Below are 20,344 nucleotides of genomic sequence, written 5' to 3' on the forward strand. Positions count from 1 at the left end.
CGCCGTCGAGCGCCCTGCCATGGGGCAATGGCGTGCAGACAGGCATACTTGTGGCTCTGACACTTCGCAGTGTGCAGTAGCGCCGGATCATGCTCTGAGATGACGACCGCATGGGATTCCGGACCGTCGCGTCATGTGGCGACGCCACGGCCCGGCCGGCGTCGCCCGTATCCGCCGTTTCCGGCGTCTTTGCCGCTCAGTACCCGATAGGGCCATCCGCGCCCGTGTCGTCGGTCCGGCCGCCGGCCCTGCGCGCGCGGACCTGCCAGACAATCAGGCATACGGCGGCGATCAGGACCACCAAAGCGATGATCCCCGCCCAGCCGGATGCCCGCCGCGCAGACGTGCTGCCCGGGTCGGCTTCGGCGTCGCCGTTCGTGTTCGCTGTCCCGGCGTCGCGCCGCTTGCCGACATGGTTGACGCGCTTGTGGGCGCCGGTGCCCGACGAGTCATGCTGGCTGTCGAGGGTCGCGCCCTCGGCGGTGGCCACCGGCCATTCCTCTCCGAACAGCGCCGGCCCACGCTGCGCCGAGGTCTGCACGCCACCACGGGCGTTGCCGTTGGACGAGCCGGAACGACCGTGTCTGCCACCATTCGCGCCCGCGTCGCCCTGATGACCGGATCCGCCGGAGCCGATGGTGCCGTTTTGGGTTCCGTGGCCCGCGCCCGAGCCATTCGGCCTGCCCGTCTCGCCCTGGCTGCTGTGACCCGAGATCGGCTCGAGGCCGGCGATGGCGTCGATCAGATGCTGCCAGGCGTTGTCGATGGTGCTCTGCGTCGCGTTCGGGTCGTTCTGCGTGCTTTCCGCCAGGTCCAGGGCGTCGATGAACCGTGCCCACGAGGAGATGTCGTACCGGTCGTTGTTGCCGACCTGTTCCTTGTGCGCCGCCTCGCCGATGGCGGCGGTCAACGCGGCCTTGTTCCGGCCGTTGGGGTTCCGACGCTCCAGGGCCTTCATGGCGCCGGTCAGGCGGTTGGTGGCCGCGGAGATCTCCGCCTGGGTCGGGTTATGCTTGCCAAGCACGGTTTCCGCGTCGGACAGCGCGGCCTGCAGGCCGTTCCACGAGTCGCTGGTGTAGTCGCCTTGGACGAGTCCGTTGGCGTTGTCGGCCAATATCTGCAACGGGGACCTGTCGAGCTTCGCCTTGGCGTCGCGCAGGTCGCGCAGGGTCGTGTCGACGTCGGCCTGCCCCTTGCTTCCGTCGTCGAGCACGTTGTCGGCGGCGCGCAGGGCCGTCCGGAACGCGTTCCACGTGGCCTCGGAATAATGGTCGTCCGTTATTCCCCGGTCGTTGAGGTACTCGTCGTTGAGGTCCCTGGAATCCCTTCCGGTACTGGTCCAGACAGCCTTCAGCGCAAGGGTGTCCGAGGAGAGGGTGATGACGTCTCCGGGCTGGTAGACCTTGTTGGCCGTCTCGTCCTTCCACCCGTCGAAGGTGAAGTCCTTGGTCTCGCGGCCTCCGTTGACGTAGGTGATGATGTACCAGCTGTTGCCGGGCAGCCTGACCTTCGTGGGGCGCGTGGCGACGCGCGTCGTGCCGCCGTTTCCATCGGGCAGGTCCCTGTCGGCGTCATAGCCGGTGGCGACCAGCGGCGCGGGGCCGGACGGCGGTATGGTGGCCGCCGAATATCCGCTCGGGGGCGTCCCGTTGTTCAGCGTCACACTCCGCTTCACCTGCCGCAGATAGGTGCCGGAGCTGCCGGCGGAGGCGGCGTTGACCCGATCGGCCAGCTGCGAGGTGGTGTACGACGCATCGTGGTCGAAGCCGGACGACGGGCCGGTCACCTGCGTCCAGGTGAACGTGGATGCGGTGGAGGAGAAGCTGCTGCCGGCGTCCAGGCGGGTGGCCGGACCGACGGTGAGTTGGGTGAGGCCAGCAGGCAGCCAGATCGCGCTGGGAGGGGCCTGGCCCGGTGGCAGTGGGCAGCCCGGGGAAGCCTGGGTCTTGGTCATGTCCCAGCCGGACAGGTCCAGGGCGGTCAGGGAGCTCGTCGAGAACATCTTGGACATGTACCTCACCTTGCCGGTGTCGAAGGCGCCGAGACCTGGAACGGCGCTTACCTTGGCGTTCGAGAACATGCCGCTCATGTTCTCCACGTTGCCGGTGCGGAAGCTGGAAAGGTCGAGGGCCATGGGGGTGCCGCCGTTGCGGTTGAGCCCGGCGAACATGTTTTGCATGGTGGTGACGTTGGCGGTGTCGAAGCCGGTGATGGTGAGTTGGCCGAGGAGATGGCAGCCGGAGAACATGCTTGCCATGGTGGTGACGTTGGCGGTGTCGAAGTTTCTCAGGTCGAGGCTTCGCAGGGACACGTCGCCGGAGAACATGCTATCCATGGTGGTGACGTTGGCGGTGTCGAAGCTGCCGATGCTGAGTTGGCCGAGGAGATGGCAGCCGGCGAACATGCTATCCATGGTGGTGACGTTGGCGGTGTCGAAGTTTCCCAGGTCGAGGCTTCGCAGGGACACGTCGCCGTAGAACATGTTGTCCATGGTGGTGACGCGGCTGGTGTCGAAGCCGGTGAGGTCGATCCGTTCGAGCGACGGGTCCACCATGAACAGGTGGGACATGCTGGCCAATGGCGAGGAGTCCACCATGTTCGCGCTCGTGAACGTCACCAGGTTGGATTTGTAGCTGAGATTGAGACCGGCGGCATTGCTGAACACGGTCTTGGTGGGGCCAGCGAAGGTGACGTGCTGCACCTCGTTGCTCACGGCGTTGGGCATCATGTTGTCGGCGCCCTCGGCCTTGACGGTTAGGGTGCAGCCCTCGGCGGTGTCGGACTTCCGCCATCCGGCGCGTCCGCCGGCGGCGGGGGCCGAGAGCGGCGCGACACAGCGCATCGGTGCGGGAGTGGCCTGGACCTGGGCCTGCGGCCTCGCCTGGCCGGCGTCCGCGTCGGCTTCGGCGGCGTTGGCCAGCGCCGGGGCGGCCAGCATGGCGATCGCCGCCAGCGCGCCAATCATGGCTTTCCGATTCTTCTTCATGGCTTCCCTCATCGGCTTGGTCGTTCGGCCGCGACATCGCTGGTCGCAGGGATTTCGACGGCAAATGACGCAAAACGCATCATATTGTGTCACGCCAGACTATCTGATTGGGATAATCCGGCGCATGACGACGTTTGTCTCAATATTTGTGGAAACCGATAGGATTTTTGCGTCGGTAAAGGTCTCTGTGGGCGTGCATTATGGCTCAATCATTGACGAGGGCGGACATTTGTCTAGTTATGAGAAGATCGGGGAAAATCTGTTGGACAGTTTTATATCAAATATCTAAATAAACAACATTCACCATATCTTCACTGTTAATCGATTGCAGCTTGGTTCCTCTGTTTGGCGGCGAGCGGGATCATGCAGTTGATGATCCAGGAACCCTCTTCTGATGCGGTCTCGAAGGTGCCTCCCAGCGCCTCGATCGCCTCTTGGTGCAGGCCGATGCCCTTGCCGTGGGCCACCTGCCCGAAACCGCTGACGTTGCCGGTGCAGTCGTTGGTCTCCATGATGCGCAGGCACCCGCCCTCGAGGCTGGCGATGAGCACGTACTGGTCGGTGCCCGGCCGCGCGTGGCGGATGATGTTGGTGTAGACCTCGGTGAGCAGGTGGTCCGTGCAATGCAGCGCGTCCATGTTGACCTCAAGGCCCTCGCCCAGGTCGCCCCGCACCTGCGAGGTGCCGACGTAGCCCAGCGCGTGCAGCGACGAATCCTCGTGCGCGCACCGGCCGAGCAGCCACTCGCGCACGTCCTGCGCCGCCTCTTCGGCCGCCTCGCCGAGACGGTTGTCGCCGTTGAGCAGGGCGATGACCTCGTCGATGTTCCTCAACGCGCCGTGCGCCTTCTCGTTCGCCAGCCTGGCCTCGTCGCGGTTCCAGCCGCCGGTGGGGTTGTCGGTGAGCAGGATGATCGAGGAGAGCTCGTTGGTGATGGAGTCGTGGAGCGCCTCGGCGAGCACGCGGTCGTGCCGCTCCTTGTTGAGTCTGTCGGTCTGTTGGGCCAGCCGCCCGTTCTCCCGGGTGGTCCGGCTCAGCTCGCCCTCGACCCGGGCGTAGCGGCCGATGAGCCAGGGGCCCATGTAGATCAGTCCCAGCAACAGCAGGGTGTCGATATGCGCGCGGCCGAGGGCGGCGAAGTCGCAGAAGATCAGCGCGGTCAGGGTGACGCACAGCGCCGGACTCCACGACCTGCCGCGGCGCGAACGGCCCAGCAGCATGCCGCTGGTGATGGCCGGTATGTAGACGATCGTGCGTGGGATGCGCGGCACCATCGCCCCGACCGCGCTGAGGACGAACGTGGCCGCCGGGCCCGCCGTGGGCAGGACCATCGAGGAGAGGGTCAGCAGGCTCGACGCCAGCAGGTTCGCGGTGTAGTCCGGCTGTGTGAAGGCCCCGTCGAAGAACCCGCACACGACTGTCAGCAGGATGCTCGCCGCCGTGGTGGTCAGGGTGAGCCGGTCGGCGCGGACGAGGCGCGATCCGTGAGTGGGCCTGCGCGACAGGGCGGTGGCGCCGACGCGGCGAGGCGGCGCGGACGTGCCTTGTGGCTGCACCGCCCCTGACCCGTGACGGGCCTTGCGCGGCGTGGTCTGCGGTGCGCGGGCGCTCGCGGTTGGTCCGACCGCGGTTCCGTTCGCCGTCTCCATGGCTCCCGCGTCAGTGCGGGGCCCTGCGCCGCAACCGGTATCGCTCGAATCCGGAATCTTGTCTTCGTCGAGCAGGTTGATGACCTCGTGCGTGCGGTTGAGGGCCTGCTTTGCTTCCGAAGAGACCTGGGCGCGCCCGTCCTCCGTATCGCCGTCAGCGCCGTCGGTGATCGCGATGATCGAACGCAGGATCCTGGAGACCGAATCGTGGATCTGCTCGGCCATCCGGTGGTCGCGATCCGCCTGCTGCAGTTGGAAGGTGGTCCGTCGCAGCTGGCTGGTGGTCTCCTCGGCATGGCGGATTTCGAGCTGCTGCCTGGCCAGGCGGCCCAGCAGCCACGGGCAGAGGAACACCACGATCACGGCGAACAGGCCCGTGTCGATGGGCATCGCGGGGCCCGTGCCGGAGACGTTGCTGTAGATGACGGTGAGCACGCCGTTGACCGTGACCAGCAGGGGAAGCACGGCGCCGGTCTTCACCCAACGCCTCAGAAAACCGAGCATCAGCCCGGAGGCGAGGAACGCGACCAGAACGTTCGTCCAGCTGGAATCCGCGACGGGGTAGTCGCTCTGGACCTCGTAGGCGCTGACGAGCAGCGAGACCATCAGCGTCGACACAAAGGTGATGATGGGTCCGCCCACCGGCAGGACGAGACAGGAGAGCAGGGGCACGGCAAGCACCGCGGTCATCATGCTTCCGGCGCCGGCCGCGGTGAACAGGTTGCCGAACGTCGCGATGCACAGCACCAGCAGGGCGCTCACAAGCGCTACAGCGGCCGTTGGACGGTCGGCACGCACCAGCCTTCCCAGGCCTGCTGCCAGGTGCCGGAACGCGTTCGCGTCCGAAGGCGGACCGCTCTTTTCCGGCGTGCCGTCCGAACTCACCGGCGCTCCAGCATCCATATGCCCACACCCTGGCTCAGGGTGGAGGCGCCCAGCTTCTTGATCGCCCGGTGGGCCCCGGTGCGGATGGAGGAGTCGCTGGTGCCCAGCTCGTCTGCGATCTGCTTGTAGCGCTTGCCGTGCGCCAGCAGGTCGAGGATCCGCTCCTCGTGGGCGGTCAGCTTCACCTTGGCGTCGGACGGCTCGCGGCTGATGTGGTCGTAGGCGAGAGTGGCGTCCTCGAAGCGGACGTTGTTGAGCGACGAGTAGGTGTTGCCCTGAGAGATGGCGCGCAGGGCCGCCTGGATCTGGGGGATGTCGGATTTCGAGACCAGCCCCTGGGCGCCGGCGGAGGCCAAGTCGGCCGCGTAGTGCTCCAGGGAGTAGGAGGTGATGCCGAGGATCCTCACCTTGGGGGTCGCCCTGCGGATGGCGCGGCAGACGTCGGGGCCCGTGTAGCTGGAGCTCAGCGACATGTCGAGGATGAGCACGTCGGGCATCGAATGTGGATCGGCGGCCTTCGTGATGGTCTCGGTGGCGGAGGTGGAGCTCCAGATCACCTCGCAGTTTGGAATGATGCGGGGCAGCAGGTTGGCCATCGTCATCAGGGCGAAGTTGTCGTTGTCGGTCACCGCGAGGCGCAACGGCCTGTTGCCGGCGCCCTGGCCACCCGCTCCTGACGGCATGGTCGTCGCATCGTTGTTGATTGGTGTGTTCCCCCCGTTGGTGGGCATCTTGGACTCCTTAGGGGCTGTGTGGCCGTTGGTATGGACGATGGTGTGGCGTGCGCCGGTCTCGCGATTGTGGCGTGGGTCACTGTCGCTTACCAGTGTAGTCAGCCTCGGTCTCTGACGGCAAGTGTATACAATACGAATTCGTCCCACCGAATCCTGTTTCGATGGGACGAATCGGTGGCCGGGCTAGCGTGTCATTGCCCGGCCGGGATCATCAACGGGACTCCGTGTGGTGCTGTGCGCCGACCACGGCGTATTCCTCCTCGTTGCGGCGGTTGTATTCATACCACACCGCGCCGCAGACGACCGCGACGACGAGCAGCAGCAACAGCAGCCACAGCCAGCTCGGATGGTGCGTGGCGCTCGCGGTGGTGGTCGCCTTGGGGACCGAGCAGCGGGGGAGCTTCGCCTCGCTGACGGTGCCCGTGGTCCACGCGGACATCTCGACGATGTCGCCGTCGCTGTTCACGCAGGCCTTGCCGCCCTTGGAGCTGTGCTTGCGGTTGGTGGAGGTGTCGGACCTCTTCGGGGTGACGGTGGCGTTGGTGTCGGCGCCGTTCAGGGTGGTGCCGGACGACTGGAACGCGCGGGAGATGTAGTAGACCGGGGAACGGCCCGCCAGCACGGTCGTGTACTGCCAGCTGTTGCCGGATCCACCGCCGTTGCCGTCGCCGCCTCCGTTATCGGAGCCACCGCCGTTGTTGCCGGAGCCTCCGTTGTCGGCGGCGACCGGTTCGAGGTTGGTGATCGCGTCGACCAGCTGCTGCCAGGCGTTGTCGATGGTGCTCTGCGTGGCGTTCGGGTCGTTCTTGACGCTCTTGGCGTTCGCCAGGGCCGCCAGGAAGGCGCTCCAGGAGCCGGGGGTGTACCTGCTCTGGTTCGGCAGCTTCTGGTTGGCGTTGTCGATCACCTGGTTCAGCACGGTCTTGTCACCCTTGGCGATGAGACCAGCGATGGCCTGGTCGAGCTGCTGCTTGGCCTGGTCGACGTCCGCCTTGGAGGGCGCAGGCGTGGTGGCGATCACGTCGTTGGCGTGGTCGATGGCGGTCTGCACGGGCTGCCAGGAGCCGGTGGTGTACTTGTTCTGCTGGCCGATGATCGCGGCGACCGCGTCGGCGAGGTCCTGGCGTCCGTTGGGCACCAAGGCGTTGGCGGCGTTGATCAGGCCTGCGAGGGCGTCGTCCACGTCGGTCTGGCTGGCGTTCGCATTGTCGAGCACGTCCTTGGCGTGCTGCAGCGCGTTGGTGAACGCGGGCCAGTTGGCGGGGTCGAAGTCGTTCTGCCTGTTGGCCTTGTACTGGTTGTACATGTTCTGCAGGACCGTCTTGCTGGGCACCTTGGTCATGGCGTTCATCGCGTTCTGCAGGTTCTGCTTGGCCTGGTCGATCGGGCCTTGCGTCGCGTCGGCCGGCAGGTTGGTGGCGGCGTTGATGGCGTTCTGCAGGGCATTCCAGCTGTTCGGGAGGTACTTGCCCTGGTCCGAGGCGGGATAGTCGTGGTGGGCCTGGCTCAGCAGCGCGTCCAGGGCGGTGCGGTCACCCTTGGCGACGAGGCCGAGCTTGGCCTGGTCGAGCTGCTGCTTGGCTGCGCCGACCTCGGCGGCCGTGGGTGCGGGCGTCGTGGCGATCACGTCGTTGGCGTGGTCGATGGCGGTCTGCACGGGCTGCCAGGAAGCGGCGGTGTACTTGTTCTTGTTCGGGGTGGTCTCGGCCACGTCGTCGGCGAGGTCCTGGCGTCCGTTGGGCACCAGGGCGTTGGCGGCGTTGACCAGGCCGGCCATCGCGGCGTTCACATCGGCCTGGGTCGCGTTCGCGTCGTCGATCACGTCCTTGGCGTGCTGCAGCGCGTTGGTGAACGCGGGCCACTGGGTGGCGTCACTCGGGTCGAAGTCGGCCTGCTTGTTGTCCTTGTACCGGTTGACCAGGTTCTGCAGGGGCGTCTTGTTGCCCTTCTCGGCCAGGTTGTTCAAGGCGTTCTGCAGGTTCTGCTTCGCCGTGTCCACCTCGTTCTTGGTGGGGTTGGGCTTGTCGAGCACCGTCTGGCCGGCGCTGATGGCGTTCTGCAGCTGGTCGAGCGAGCCGGGCGTGTATTTGTCCTTGTCGGCCGTGGAGCCGGCGGGATGGTCCTGCTTGGCCTGGTTGACGGCGGCCTGCAGCTCGGACTTGTCGACCATGAGGCCGGCGAGCGCGTCGTTCAGCTTATCGGTGGCGTCTTGGACGTCGTTCTTGGTGGCGTCGGCGTCCGCGGCCACGTCGGTCGCGTGGTCCAGGGCGTCCTTGAGGGCGTTCCAGGAGGCGGCGGTGAAGTCGGACTGGTGCTTGCCCTGGGCCATGCCGATGGCGGCCACGAGGCGGGACTTGTCGACCCGCAGTTTGTTGAGCGCGTCGTTCAGGTTGTTGAGGGCCGTGTCGACGTCGGAAGACGTGGAGTTCTCATTGCCCTTGACGTTCTCGGCGGCGGCGAGTGCGGTCTGGAGGTTGGTCCAGGAGTCGGCGGTGTAGCCGGCCTGCTGCTCCTGCCTGGCCTTGTCGATCGCGGCCTGGAGGGCGGTGAGATCGCCCTTCTTCTGCAGGTTGTCCTTGGCCTTGCTCAGCGCCTTGAACGTGTCGGTCACCTCGGCGTTCGTGGCGTTCGTGTTGTTGAGCACCTGCTGCGCCTTGTCGCGCTTGTTCTGCAGTTCGGTCCAGGTCGCGGGGGTGTAGTCGCCCTGGTTCAGCTTGCCGGTCTCGTCGTAGAGGTACTGGAGCGTTTCCTTGTTGGGGACCATCTGCAGCTTGTTGCGCGCGTCCTTGAGGTCGCTCAGCGCCTTGTTGACGTCCGCCTGGGTCTTGCTGCCGTCGTTGAGCACGTTGTCGGCGGCGGTCATCGCATTGTGGAAGACGGTCCAGGTGGCGTTGGTGTAGTTGTCCTTGTGGAGGGTGGAGCCATCGATGTAGGCGTCGTTGAGCTCACGCGAATCGCGGTTCTTCGTCCATTTCGCACTGAAGGTCTTGTTGCCGGAGGCCATGTCCACGGGGTCGTTGGGCTGGTAGGTCCTGTTGTCGCCGGACCAGCCGTTGAACGTGAAGTCCTTCGAGATGCGGCGGCCGTTCATGTACTGGATGGAGAATCCGTTGGCGGGGGCCTTGACGCCGGTGTAGTGGGCGTCGACGTTGGCCGTGCCACCCATGCCGTTGGGCACGTTCTGGTGAGCGTCATATCCGTAGCTTTGCACGGGATCGGTCGAGCCCACCAGCACGTAGCCTTCCGGAGTGTCGCTTGTCAGGCTCAGGGTGCGCTTGTTCTGCAGGACGTAGGTGCCCGTGCTGTTGGTGCGCATCGCCAGCGTCGTCGTGGTGTAGGAGACGTCGTGGTCGGCCGCTTCCGGCAGCACCTGCGCCCACCTGCTGTTGGAGTCGTAGAAGCTTGCGGCGCGCAGGGAGTTGCGCGGGCCGAGGGTGATCTGGTTCAGGTTGTCGGGCAGGGTGATCGGCGAGGAGACGCTGAGCATGTTCCAGCCGGAGAGGTCCATCGTCTTCAGATAGAGGTTGCTCGAGAACATCTGGGACATGGATCTCACCTGTGAGGTGTTGAGATTCTCCAGTCCCTTGATGCTTCGCACGCCCGAATCGGCGAACATGCTGGACATGTCCGTCACGTTCCCGGTGTCAAAATTGGACAGGTCCAGGTCGATTGGCTGCGTAGCGCCGGATTCGCTGGTTTCGCCCGCATGCGCGAACATGAATTGCATGTTGGTGACCTTGGAGGTGTCGAACCCGTCCAGCCCGATGATCTGTTCCAGGCGCAAGGCCACGTCGAACATGTGACTCATGTCGGTGACCTTGGAGGTGTCGAACCCGCTGAGGTTGACCTGTCGCAGCATGAAATCTCCGCTGAACAGGGCGCCCATCTTCGTGACGTGGGAGGTGTCGAAGCCGCTGGCGTTCACCTGGGTCAGCGCCGTGTCGGAGGAGAACATGGAGGACATGTCGTTGAGCGCGGAGGTGTCGAGGAATCCGTTGCCGTTGAACGTCACCAGATTGTTGTGTGCGCCGAAGATATGATTGGATCTGTTCTGGTCCTGTGCGTCCAGCTTGGTCTTGGTCGGGCCGATGAAGATGATGTGCTGCACGTCATTGGTGATCGCGTTGGAAGGCATCCTGTTGTTCGCGCCTTCGGCCTTGACGGCCAGCGCGCAGCCGTCCACGGTGTCTTCCTTGGTCCAGCCGGCATAGCCGTTCGCGGCGGCCGCCTGGGTCGTGCCCGTGCAGGCAATCGCGTTCTGCGTGCCCACAGTGTTCGCCGCACGACTCTGCGCCTGCCCGGAACCGGAGCTCACGCTGTTGGCGTCGGCCATGGCAGGTGCCGCCAGTGTTGCCATCGCGGCCAGTATGCCGACCGCGGCTTTCCATGTCTTTCTCATTCCATTCCTATCTGCACTTGGCTCCTCAGTAACGACTTGCGGAACCGTTCCCCGCGGGCATGTGGGGGAATTCGTTTTGTAAAACAAACATCTACATCTGACAGAGTATCCGGCGGCTGCGCAGCATATAAGGAGACGTAAAATATACAGAAAGTATAGAAATGAATAGTTTAATCTGTCATAGAATAGCATCGAGGTAAACATTTCGCGATACGGATTTTCCTTAAGTAGACGAATGTCTAACGTCGCCACGAATGGCCAATAGCCGTTAATGATGTGTTTTTTTTTCCGGTCGGTGAAAAGATTTGCAAAACAATTACATAATTGCCGTCAAACCATTCCTTTTCAACTATTTTTAGGGAGTCCATCGATGCAAGGGAGTGTCGCCGCCGATAGTTCTGCCGGTTGTTCTGTCGAATCCTGCGCCTATCGCTTGGCCAGGGATGTCCCATACTTTGTCCCGCTCGGTTCATCGTCCTGCCGACCTGATTGGCTTCGTTGCTCCAGGTCGTCATATTCGTATCCATGCTGTAGGTCGTCGTGCCCGCGGATCTCTTTGCATAGGCGGTTTTGGCTGGCATGGGTCGTTGTGCCACCGGCTGCTTCGCCGGCCACGCCGCAGACCCCCGGAACCGTCAGTCGCTGGGGCGCTGCTTGAGGCGGACCGTCAGCTCCATCACGTAGTTGTAGATTTCCTGCTTCTCCTGCATCTCGCCGGAGATGCGGGTGTAGGCGTGCATCACGGTGGTGTGGTCGCGCCCGCCGAAGACCTCGCCGATGTTGACCAGGCTCATGCTGGTCATCTCGCGGGCCAGGTACATGGCGATCTGCCGCGCCAGGGCGACGTTCTTGGTGCGCGCCCTGCCCACGAGGTCGTCGAAGGTCAGGTGGAAGTACTTGGCCACCTGGCCGATGATGTCAGTCGGCTTGATCTCCACGTCGGTGGTGAAGAAGTCCTGCAGCGTCTGCTCGGCCAGGGCGCGCGAGACCGGCTGGTTGCTGAGGCTCGCCACGGCGGTGACGCGGGTGAGCGCGCCCTCCAGCTCGCGGATGTTCTCGGTGAAGCGTTCGGCGATCAGGTCGAGCACGTCGTTGGGGATGTTGGAGCGGTTCACGGAGGCCATCATGCGCAGGATGGCGATGCGGGTCTCCAGGTCCGGCGGCTTCACGTCGACGGTCAGGCCGGATTCGAAGCGCGAGATGAGCCTGGAGGCGAAGCCCTTGAGGTTCTTGGGCGCCACGTCGGAGGCGATGACGATGCGCTTGTTGGCCTGGTAGAGCGCGTTGAAGGTGTGGAAGAACTGGTCCAGCGTCGCTTCCTTGCCGCCCAGGAACTGGATGTCGTCGATCAGCAGCACGTCCACCTGGCGGTAGCGGCGGTTGAACGCGGCGATCTGGCCCTGGCTCTGGTTCGGGTTCTGCAGCGCCTCGATGAACTCGTTGGTGAACTCCTCGCTGGTGACGTAGCGCACCTTGAGGTTGCGGTCCTTGACCAGCGCGTAGTTGCCGATGGCGTTCAGCAGGTGGGTCTTGCCCAGCCCGGAGCCGCCGTAGATACACAGCGGGTTGAAGTCCTTGCCGCTGCCCTCGGCCACCGCCAGCGCCACGGTGCGCGCGAAGCGGTTGGAGTCGCCGGGCACGAAGGTGTCGAAGGTGGCGTTCTTGTTGAGGTGCGTCTCGGGGTCGCGGTCGGTGCGCTGGTCATTGATCTCGAAGGACTGTGCGCTTTCCGGCGCCTGGGCCGGGACGGCCGGGGCCGATCCCGCGTTGCGCTGCGTCGGCAGAGTGTCCTGCGGGCGCTGCATGGAGGGCGCGAACGGCTCGTACGGCGAATGCCGCTGGGACGATTCGACCGGCTGGATGGGCTGGCCGTGCTGGGTCGGCTGGCCATGGTCCGCCGGCATCGTCGGCGTGGCCTCCTGTCCGGCCGAACCGAGGGATGGCTGGTAGTGCGCATAGGAGGCGCCGGTGCCGGTGTCCTCGCCGAAGGCGGGGTCGTCGAACGCCATCTGCGCCGAGGCGGTGCCGGAGAAGTGTTGCTGTGCCGCGGAGCGTTCGTCGGCGCCCGTGGAAGTCGTCGTTGCGCCGTTTGCCGGCGGCACGTAGAAACCATCGGTGTTGCGGTCGATGGCGGAGTCCGTACCTTGCGCGCCCTGCTGGGTTCCGCTGGTCTCCATGCCGGGTTCGCCGGTGGCGTGCGATTCGGCCTGAGCCGGTTGGGCCGGCGACGTGGACGGCATGGCCGAGGCGGGCACGATCTTGAAGGCGGGGAACATGTCCTGCCCGGTGCACAGGTGCAGCGCCCGCAGCAACGGCTCGCTCAGCTCGCCCTGCAGCGCCTGCTGGGTGGCGGTGTTCGGCACGCACAGCACGATGGTGGAGCCGAACGCGCCCTCGGGCGTCACGTTCTCGAGCCAGGCCTGGTTGCGCGGCGTCATCGACGCGTCCCTGCGCAGGATCGCCAGAGCGTCGTCCCAGATCTGCATCGCCTGGGATTTGGGGTCGTTGGACTGATACGCCATGGTGACCCTTTCTGCTCCTAAGTGAACCGCTCGTCCGTCGTCGGGCGCAGGCGAGCGTCCGCATTGGTCATACGACGAAACGGCAATACTCAATATTTACTCCGACGCCAAGAAGTTATCCACAGCCTTGCGTGTTGAAAACGCTGAATTGTGAATAACATTCGTGTAATTTGTGGATAACTAGGCAGGGCTTTTCCTACGGATCACAGTGTTTTCGCCTTGTCCGCCCAATGGCGTCGCCAGTGACGCAGACCACGCGCCAGGCCGGTGCGAACGGCGCTTGGCAGGTGCCGAAACCGTCGGAATTCCGCTCCTGTTTTGACGTTCGGCCAGGGGTGAGAGTAATTTGGTAGAGCTTGACTCATGAGGAGCCGTGTTTTCGCATGGCTAAAAGACCGGGAGCATTATTATGAAGAGGACATTCCAACCGAACAACCGTCGCCGTCACATGAAGCACGGCTTCCGCGCTCGCATGCGCACCCGTGCAGGCCGCGCGGTCATCAACCGCCGTCGCGCCAAGGGCCGCAAGCACCTGGCCGTCTGACATCCGGCATCACGGACATGGAGCGGCTGAAAAGTCATCGCGACTTCGTCCATGTGCTCAGACGTCACGGAAAAGTAACCGATAAGGACATCGTCGTGCATTTTTTGGTGCGCGACGATTCTTCTTACGAAACGACGCCACGCCTGTCGGAGCGGGCCAAGGGGATGAACGGTTCCCAGGGCCTCGACCACCGGCTCGGCCTGGCGGTCTCCAAGAACGTCGGCAACGCCGTCGTCCGCAATTCGGTGAAGCGGCGTTTCCGTGTGCTGGCGCGCAAGTACGAGCGAAGGCTGCCCGAGCATTGCGACATCGTGATGCGGGCCAAGCCCAGCGCTGCGCATACCCTTTTTGCCTCGCTTGACGCCCAGGTGGGCTCGCTGTTCGCCGACATCGAACGCAAGGCGGCCGCGAAGGCAGACGCCGGCCGTGGCAAGGGCAGGCGAGTGCCATCTGCCAAGAAAGTTCGGCAGGACGGAGCGGGTGACCATGTCAATCGCTGATTCGGCGCCATCGTCGTTCGCGGTGCCGTCGCGCGAGAGAGCGTCCAAGGCTCCATCGCGTGGCCGCGTCGCCACAGCGATGCTGGGCGTCATCCGCTGGTACCAGCGCCATATCTCGGCGCACAACCCGCCTTGCTGCAAGTACTACCCGAGCTGCTCCAACTACGCCGTCCAGGCCATCGCCCGTTTCGGCGCGGCCCGAGGCGCGCTGCTCGCCGTCCTGCGCCTGCTGCGCTGCCGGCCCTGGAGCCTCGGTGGCATCGACGACGTGCCGCGGAAGTTTTCCATTTTCTATAGATTTTCCTGGTCGAGTGCCCATGAGGAGCCTCGGCTGACCCCATTGGCGTCGGACACAAAGGAGACGGCCTGATGTTCACCAATCCCGACTACAACCACTTCCTGCTGGACAGTGGCCTCTTCGGCTGGATCTACAAGATCCTGACCCCGGTCGAATGGCTCATGACCCAGATCATGTGGCTCTTCCATAAGTTCTTCACCTTCCTGGGCATGGCGCAGGTGGGCGCCTCGTGGGTGCTCTCGATCATCTGCCTGGTGCTGGTCGTCCACGCGATCATCCTGCCGATCTACATCCGCCAGATGAAGTCCATGACCAAGATGCAGGCGCTGCAGCCCAAGATCATGCACATCCAGAAGAAGTACAAGGGCAAGAAGGACCAGGCCAGCAAAGAGGCCATGAGCCGCGAGACCATGAAGCTCTACGAGGACAACAAGGTCAACCCGATGGGTTCCTGCCTGCCCATGGTCATCCAGGGCCCCGTCTTCATGTGCATGTTCTACATGCTTTCCGCGATTCCCTATATCGCCCACGGTTCGCGCGGCGCGCTCGGCGCCTTCGACAAGGCGACCGCCCTGCAGTTCTCGCAGACCAAGGTCTTTGGCCTCGGCGTCACCAACACGTTCGGCACCGCCGACACCCAGGGCAAGATCGTCATCGGCATCTTCACCGTGCTGATGTGCCTGTGCATGTGGTACATGCAGTTCAACAACATGCGCAAGAACCTGCCCGCGGCCTCCATGGAGGGCTCGCAGTACAAGATGCAGCAGACCATGACGTGGGTCTTCCCGCTCATGTACATCTTCTCCGCCGTCTCCATGCCGTTCGCCGTGCTGGTCTACTGGCTGACCAACAACATCTGCAACATGGTGCGCTCGCTCTGGCAGGTCCGCACCTTCCCGACCCCGGGTTCGCCCGCGGCCGAAGCAAAGAAGGTGCGCGACCACGAGCACGAGAACAACCGCCGCAAGAAGGCCGGCCAGATCTCGCTCGAGGAGGAGGCGCTGAAGAAGGCCGAGGAGGACGCCAGGAAGCGCGAGACCCAGGGCTACCAGCGCCAGCAGCCGAAGCGCAAGCGGAAGAAGAAGTAGCCGGGCCGGGATGGGCTGCGCTGGCTGGGCTCTGGCTGGGCTTGGCAGGGTTGCGTGGCCGTGCGGTTTACGGCCGGCTTAGCAGGCAGGGCAACATGGCTGCTTCGATGGTGCGCGCCGGCGTGGCTGTGCGGTGCGGCTTGCGCGAGGTGGGGCCTGGCTGTGTTTGGCTGGATGGTCGCGTGGAGTGCTTCGCTGGCTGGCTGCATAGCTGGCTGGGCAGTCTGTCTATTTGTACGGCCGGCTGCCTAGCGATACGGCCTTGTGGCTGTTCGGCGGAGAGACGGCGAGGCGTGGGTTGCGATGGTGTCACCCGCGTCGGAGCGGTTCCGGCTGGTGAGTACCCGTCAGCGTGGCTGGGACGACCGTTGTGGATACGGCCTTATGGCTGCGACGGGCATGGTTTAGACTTGTGATAACGAAGGTATAAAGGAGACATTCATGGCGTACGACGAAGAGAAGACGACCGAGCAGCTCAACGACGAGGCCGACATCGCCGCCGACTATCTTGAGGGCCTGCTCGACATCGTCGATTACGAGGGCGACATCGAGATGGGCATCCGCAACCACCGGCCCACCGTGCAGATCGTCGCCGACGACGACGAGGACATCAAGAACCTCATCGGCCACAACGGCGACGTGGTGGACGCGCTGCAGCTGCTCACGCGGCTCGCCGTCCAGCAGAAGACGGGGGACCGGTCCCGGCTGATCCTCGACGTCGACGGCTACCTCAAGAAGCGCCGCCAGCACCTGCGCGACATCGCGCTCGACGTCATCGACGAGGTGCGCGAGACCGGCGAGCCCGAGAACCTCGACCCCATGAACTCCTTCGAGCGCAAGGTCGTGCACGACCTGGTGCGCGAGGAGGGGCTGAAGTCGCGCTCCCACGGCGAGGAGCCGCACCGCTACGTCACCATCTATCTCAAGGCCAAGCGGCGCCCGGAGGACCTCGAGGATGACGACATCGACGAGGTTGAGGATGTTGACGAGGTCGATGAGGGTGTTGAAGGCGTTGAGGAGGCTGGCCAGGTCGATGAGGCTGTGGACGACGACATCGATGATCGTCCTGATGAGGACGAGGTCGATGAGTCAGAGGACGATGACACCGATGAGGCAGACGATGAGTCTGCCGATGAGGACTGATTCGAAGGACTGATTCGGCCGACGGATACGGATCAAGCGGGGCTGGGAACAGATTTCCTGGCTCCGTTCGTTGTGTGGCAGTGGCTCATTCTTTGCGATTGCTTGATGTGTTGAAGCGGTCGTTTCCAGGGGATTCCCTTGGGAACGGCCGCTTCTGTGTCCGTAGAGTCCTGATCTTTTTATTCATCACGTGACACATTTGCTGACAAGTACATATAATCGATGACGCTGCAGGCACTTTGAAACACTGTTGTGACTGGGTTTTGCTAAGTTCGTATCAGGAACCAGCAGGAGTTACATCAATGAGTATCGCAGTCCACAGTGACCAGGAGCTAGAGGCGTCGACCATCCTTCAGGATGTGTTCGGAGACGCCTTGCCGAAATTGCGCATCTTCCATGGCAAGCTCGCCAAGGAAGGGGAGCAGCGTGGGCTGATCGGACCACGTGATGTCGATATCCTCTGGGAACGCCACATCCTCAACTCGGCGGCCATCGTGCCTTTCATCGAAGCTTCGACCGAGGACGAACGGTTCAAGACCATCGCCGATGTCGGCAGTGGTGGCGGTTTCCCCGGAATCGTGGTGGCCGCTTGCCTTCCGGATTATGAGCTGACGCTTATCGAGCCCATGGAGCGTCGTGTTGATTGGCTCAATGAGTGCGTAGAAGAGATGGAACTTGGCAACGTAAAAGTGGTTCGTGCGCGTTCTGAGGACTATATCGCCAAGCTCAAGCACCATGATGGGGGACTGCATCCGTTCTCCGTGGTGACGTGCAGGGCTGTGGCTCCCATGACCAAGCTCAGCGCCTGGACCCTCCCATTGCTGAGGCGTGGAGGGCAGCTTATTGCCCTCAAAGGACGTTCGGCGCCAGCGGAGATCCGCAAGGCGAAGAAGGAGATCAAGAAGAACGGCGGCCTGAATCCGCGCGCTCTGGAGGCTCCCGTCGCTGAAGGATTCGAACCGACGTACACCGTAATCGTTGACAAGAAGTGAGTGTTTACAGGGCTTAAGTGCGTTGCCAAGGGCGAATTCATCGGATTAGTGAAGCGTTGCTTTGTCTTGTTGTGTTGTAACTAAGGTTTAGGGGCCTGCCCAATACTTCTGCTGTTTTAATGAACTTATGAATGGGGAATGTTTCACGTGAAACATTCCCCATGTTCTTTGACTCTGTACTTATATATGAGCCTATCTGGATTTATCAGCCGATTGCTAGATCTTCAGCATGTTACTGCACTGAGTCTTAGCCCATCTCCATCCATACGGAGTTTCTTCTTAAACTCCCAACAAGATCCAAGAAAAGCCAGCTGGTTTCCAAGGTAAAAGACCATCAACTGAGTTGCAGTCTTGAATTCCCAGTTACGTTCTTGATGATTCGAGTTTGAATGTTTCACGTGAAACATCGGATGATCGTCTCTTCTGTCAACTATCTATTCAGGAACGTTACCATTGAATCGAGTATTCCAATCCAGGTTTCTTATTGCCATGAGCTCCAGAGTCGAAGATGCTTGAGACCAAGAGATGTAGTCTGTGGATTCAGATAAGGCATGATTTGATGGGGAGTCTACTACGTGATGCGTTGCTTCATGTGAAACAAAGAGCTCGCTGATAAGGGTGCTGGGATATTAGTTGGATAAGTTTGTGCTCTTTACAGAAGTTGATTCATTGAACACTGCGGTCCTATATTTAGATTGTTTCACGTGAAACATTCGAGGCTTTAATATCAATTGCGTGGTCTCAGTGCTTTTGGTGTGGACAGTTTGTCGGATTTTAAGAAATTCTGTGCAGAAGGTTTCAGCATAGTAATTGACAAAGGCGTCCAATTGCTTTAGATTGTGGAAATTTTTAAAGATCACTCAGTGTGGAAGAGAAGGTTTCTAGTAGCGAAGTCTCACGGTTAACACTTCTGGGTCATTTCGAAAGGTAGGGGAGAGACGTTTGATCTGTCGAGGCTAGTATGAGGAAGTTCAGTTTTGTTGCAGCCCATCGGTCTAGCGACAACACAAAGACAACCATTGTTTCTGCCTATAATCCTGTTTGTTAATTGAGGTCACGACTGGAAGTGCACGTTTCGTCCGTTGCCCCATAGGTCTGAGCTATTAAGGATGTAGGAATGTGATTATCGTAGCGACTTGCCTCTCTGAGTCTGAGAGCGGCGATTGGGGAGACTGCGGATATCGGAGCGTAGGCTTAAATCAGCTCAGAATTCAATTGAATATTTTTAAATCTTAACAGTGCAGAAACAGATTGTTGGCTCTTTAGATGAAGTGAAAAATGAGACATCTGAGGTTTAAGATTCTGGAGTGGTCGAAGAAGTTGGTGGCGGGTCGTGTGGATTGTTTCACGTGAAACATCCACTTAAATAAATCGAGTTATCCACATTTCGCACATCAGGTTTGAGTTATCCACATTTTAGGTTCAGAAGTACAAATGTTCGAAAAGGGTTGAGTCGCAACGGTTTGAGGATGGTGCGCTAAAGTGATTTTCAAAATCTCCAAATGTTGTGCACAGTTATCCACATCCTTGTGGACAACCGTGTGAGTAAGGAATTCTGTCCATACGAATGGGGAAACTGGAATAACTAGAGGAATAACCGTGCTGTGAAAATCCCAGAAATCGTGATTGAGCGGCGTCCAGTTGTAGGAGTGTTGTGTATGGAATCTGCTGCGGAAACCATTCGACGGATTTTTGGCGGAGATGCCAATTCGCTCGGCAGTGAGATGGCCGAACTGTCCGCCCAGTATGAGGCTCTCAATAAGGTGAAATTCCCCAAACCAAAATCCACTCGCTACATCGCGGTAGCCAATCAGAAGGGTGGAGTAGGGAAGACCACTACCACCGTCAATCTGTCGGCGTCACTGGCCCTCGGAGGTTCGAAGATCCTGGTCATCGACATGGATCCCCAGGGCAATGCGTCCACTGCATTGGGTGCCCAACACAATTCCGGAGAACCTTCGGTCTATGACGTTCTGGAAGGCAGGAAGAGCATCGCTGAAGTGAAACAGGAATGCCCTGACTTCCCGAACCTTGATATCGTCCCGGCGTCCATCGATCTCAGCGGCGCCGAGCTCGAGGTCGCTGATATGGACGACCGCACCAATCTCCTTCGCAATGCGCTCAAGAAATTCATGGACCAGAGCGAGAAGCATTATGACTATGTCATCGTGGACTGCCCTCCAAGCCTAGGGCTGCTCGTGATCAACGCGATGTGTGCGGTGACGGAGATGCTGATTCCGATTCAGGCCGAATACTATGCGCTCGAGGGGCTGGGGCAGCTGATCAACACCATCAGCCTGGTGCAGGAACACTACAACCCCATTCTGTTGGTGTCGACGATGTTGGTGACCATGTTCGATCGCCGCACGTTGCTGAGCAAGGAGATCTTCGAGAAGGTCAAGGAGCACTATCCGAGCATCGTCCTGAAGACCACGATTCCAAGAACAGTCAAGATTTCCGAGGCGCCGAGCTTCGGGCAGACGGTTATCGCCTATGATCCGAAGGGCATGGGAGCCATTTCGTATCGTGAGGCCGCGCTCGAAATTGCCAAGCGGTCGCCGTCGGTTTTGGCCGCATTGAAGAAGAAAGAGGGAAGGAACTGAT

The 20,344-nt window shown here is 61.7% G+C and carries 12 protein-coding genes and 1 pseudogene; 7 read left to right on the forward strand and 6 right to left on the reverse strand.

The window, feature by feature from the left end; translation table 11 throughout:
• Nucleotides 1-196: 196 nt before the first annotated feature.
• From PT282_RS00355 to dnaA, 6 genes are all read right to left on the reverse strand, one after another.
• A complete protein-coding gene (locus PT282_RS00355; RefSeq protein ID WP_277167606.1) occupies nucleotides 197-2,986 on the reverse strand; it encodes a BspA family leucine-rich repeat surface protein in 2,790 nt (929 codons plus the stop codon).
• Between the two features lie 317 nt (nucleotides 2,987-3,303).
• Entirely contained in the window at nucleotides 3,304-5,538 is a 2,235-nt protein-coding gene (locus tag PT282_RS00360) for a hypothetical protein (protein WP_277167607.1), read from the reverse strand.
• On the reverse strand, nucleotides 5,517-6,251 hold the full coding sequence (locus tag PT282_RS00365; RefSeq protein WP_277167608.1) for a response regulator transcription factor: 735 nt from the start codon (nucleotides 6,249-6,251) through the stop codon (nucleotides 5,517-5,519). Before PT282_RS00365 ends, PT282_RS00360 begins: the two co-directional genes overlap by 22 nt.
• 214 nt (nucleotides 6,252-6,465) lie before the next feature.
• Entirely contained in the window at nucleotides 6,466-10,611 is a 4,146-nt protein-coding gene (locus PT282_RS00370; RefSeq protein ID WP_277167609.1) for a BspA family leucine-rich repeat surface protein, read from the reverse strand.
• Between the two features lie 281 nt (nucleotides 10,612-10,892).
• Nucleotides 10,893-11,168 carry a hypothetical protein gene (locus tag PT282_RS00375; protein WP_277167610.1) on the reverse strand — a complete coding sequence of 92 codons (276 nt, stop codon included), beginning with the start codon at nucleotides 11,166-11,168 and terminating at the stop codon, nucleotides 10,893-10,895.
• Between the two features lie 120 nt (nucleotides 11,169-11,288).
• On the reverse strand, nucleotides 11,289-12,929 hold the full coding sequence (gene dnaA, locus PT282_RS00380) for a chromosomal replication initiator protein DnaA (RefSeq protein ID WP_374114119.1): 1,641 nt from the start codon (nucleotides 12,927-12,929) through the stop codon (nucleotides 11,289-11,291).
• A gap of 655 nt (nucleotides 12,930-13,584) precedes the next feature.
• On the opposite strand from dnaA, the gene rpmH reads away from it, so the two are divergent.
• The 7 genes and pseudogenes from rpmH (at nucleotide 13,585) to PT282_RS00415 (ending at nucleotide 20,343) form a co-directional block, all read left to right on the forward strand.
• Nucleotides 13,585-13,719 carry a 50S ribosomal protein L34 gene (rpmH, locus tag PT282_RS00385; protein WP_277167613.1) on the forward strand — a complete coding sequence of 45 codons (135 nt, stop codon included), beginning with the start codon at nucleotides 13,585-13,587 and terminating at the stop codon, nucleotides 13,717-13,719.
• A gap of 17 nt (nucleotides 13,720-13,736) precedes the next feature.
• Nucleotides 13,737-14,219, forward strand: a complete 483-nt coding sequence (rnpA, locus tag PT282_RS00390; protein WP_277167614.1) for a ribonuclease P protein component — start codon at nucleotides 13,737-13,739, stop codon at nucleotides 14,217-14,219.
• A gap of 79 nt (nucleotides 14,220-14,298) precedes the next feature.
• Nucleotides 14,299-14,589, forward strand: a complete 291-nt coding sequence (gene yidD, locus PT282_RS00395) for a membrane protein insertion efficiency factor YidD (RefSeq protein WP_277167715.1) — start codon at nucleotides 14,299-14,301, stop codon at nucleotides 14,587-14,589.
• Complete coding sequence (yidC, locus tag PT282_RS00400) at nucleotides 14,589-15,605, forward strand: membrane protein insertase YidC (RefSeq protein WP_277167616.1); 1,017 nt, start codon at nucleotides 14,589-14,591, stop codon at nucleotides 15,603-15,605. The genes yidD and yidC overlap by 1 nt, the downstream gene beginning before the upstream one ends.
• 441 nt (nucleotides 15,606-16,046) lie before the next feature.
• Nucleotides 16,047-16,589: pseudogene (locus PT282_RS00405) on the forward strand (protein jag); the annotation flags it as partial.
• Nucleotides 16,590-17,050: 461 nt separating this feature from the next.
• Complete coding sequence (gene rsmG / locus PT282_RS00410; RefSeq protein ID WP_277167618.1) at nucleotides 17,051-17,740, forward strand: 16S rRNA (guanine(527)-N(7))-methyltransferase RsmG; 690 nt, start codon at nucleotides 17,051-17,053, stop codon at nucleotides 17,738-17,740.
• A gap of 1,658 nt (nucleotides 17,741-19,398) precedes the next feature.
• Nucleotides 19,399-20,343 carry a ParA family protein gene (locus PT282_RS00415; RefSeq protein WP_277167619.1) on the forward strand — a complete coding sequence of 315 codons (945 nt, stop codon included), beginning with the start codon at nucleotides 19,399-19,401 and terminating at the stop codon, nucleotides 20,341-20,343.
• Nucleotide 20,344 lies beyond the last annotated feature (1 nt).

The organism is Bifidobacterium sp. ESL0763, from assembly GCF_029433395.1.
GTDB lineage: Bacteria > Actinomycetota > Actinomycetes > Actinomycetales > Bifidobacteriaceae > Bifidobacterium.

What these genes read in the sequence shown, in the direction of transcription:
- PT282_RS00415 (WP_277167619.1), top strand. Translation starts at nt 19,399, where the DNA reads ATGGAATCTGCTGCGGAAACCATTCGACGGATTTTTGGCGGAGATGCC.
- rnpA (WP_277167614.1), top strand. Translation starts at nt 13,737, where the DNA reads ATGGAGCGGCTGAAAAGTCATCGCGACTTCGTCCATGTGCTCAGACGT.
- rsmG (WP_277167618.1), top strand. Translation starts at nt 17,051, where the DNA reads ATGAGTATCGCAGTCCACAGTGACCAGGAGCTAGAGGCGTCGACCATC.
- rpmH (WP_277167613.1), top strand. Translation starts at nt 13,585, where the DNA reads ATGAAGAGGACATTCCAACCGAACAACCGTCGCCGTCACATGAAGCAC.
- PT282_RS00355 (WP_277167606.1), bottom strand. Translation starts at nt 2,986, where the DNA reads ATGAAGAAGAATCGGAAAGCCATGATTGGCGCGCTGGCGGCGATCGCC.
- yidC (WP_277167616.1), top strand. Translation starts at nt 14,589, where the DNA reads ATGTTCACCAATCCCGACTACAACCACTTCCTGCTGGACAGTGGCCTC.
- PT282_RS00370 (WP_277167609.1), bottom strand. Translation starts at nt 10,611, where the DNA reads ATGGCAACACTGGCGGCACCTGCCATGGCCGACGCCAACAGCGTGAGC.
- yidD (WP_277167715.1), top strand. Translation starts at nt 14,299, where the DNA reads ATGCTGGGCGTCATCCGCTGGTACCAGCGCCATATCTCGGCGCACAAC.
- PT282_RS00375 (WP_277167610.1), bottom strand. Translation starts at nt 11,168, where the DNA reads ATGACGACCTGGAGCAACGAAGCCAATCAGGTCGGCAGGACGATGAAC.
- PT282_RS00360 (WP_277167607.1), bottom strand. Translation starts at nt 5,538, where the DNA reads ATGGATGCTGGAGCGCCGGTGAGTTCGGACGGCACGCCGGAAAAGAGC.
- PT282_RS00365 (WP_277167608.1), bottom strand. Translation starts at nt 6,251, where the DNA reads ATGCCCACCAACGGGGGGAACACACCAATCAACAACGATGCGACGACC.
- dnaA (WP_374114119.1), bottom strand. Translation starts at nt 12,929, where the DNA reads ATGTTCCCCGCCTTCAAGATCGTGCCCGCCTCGGCCATGCCGTCCACG.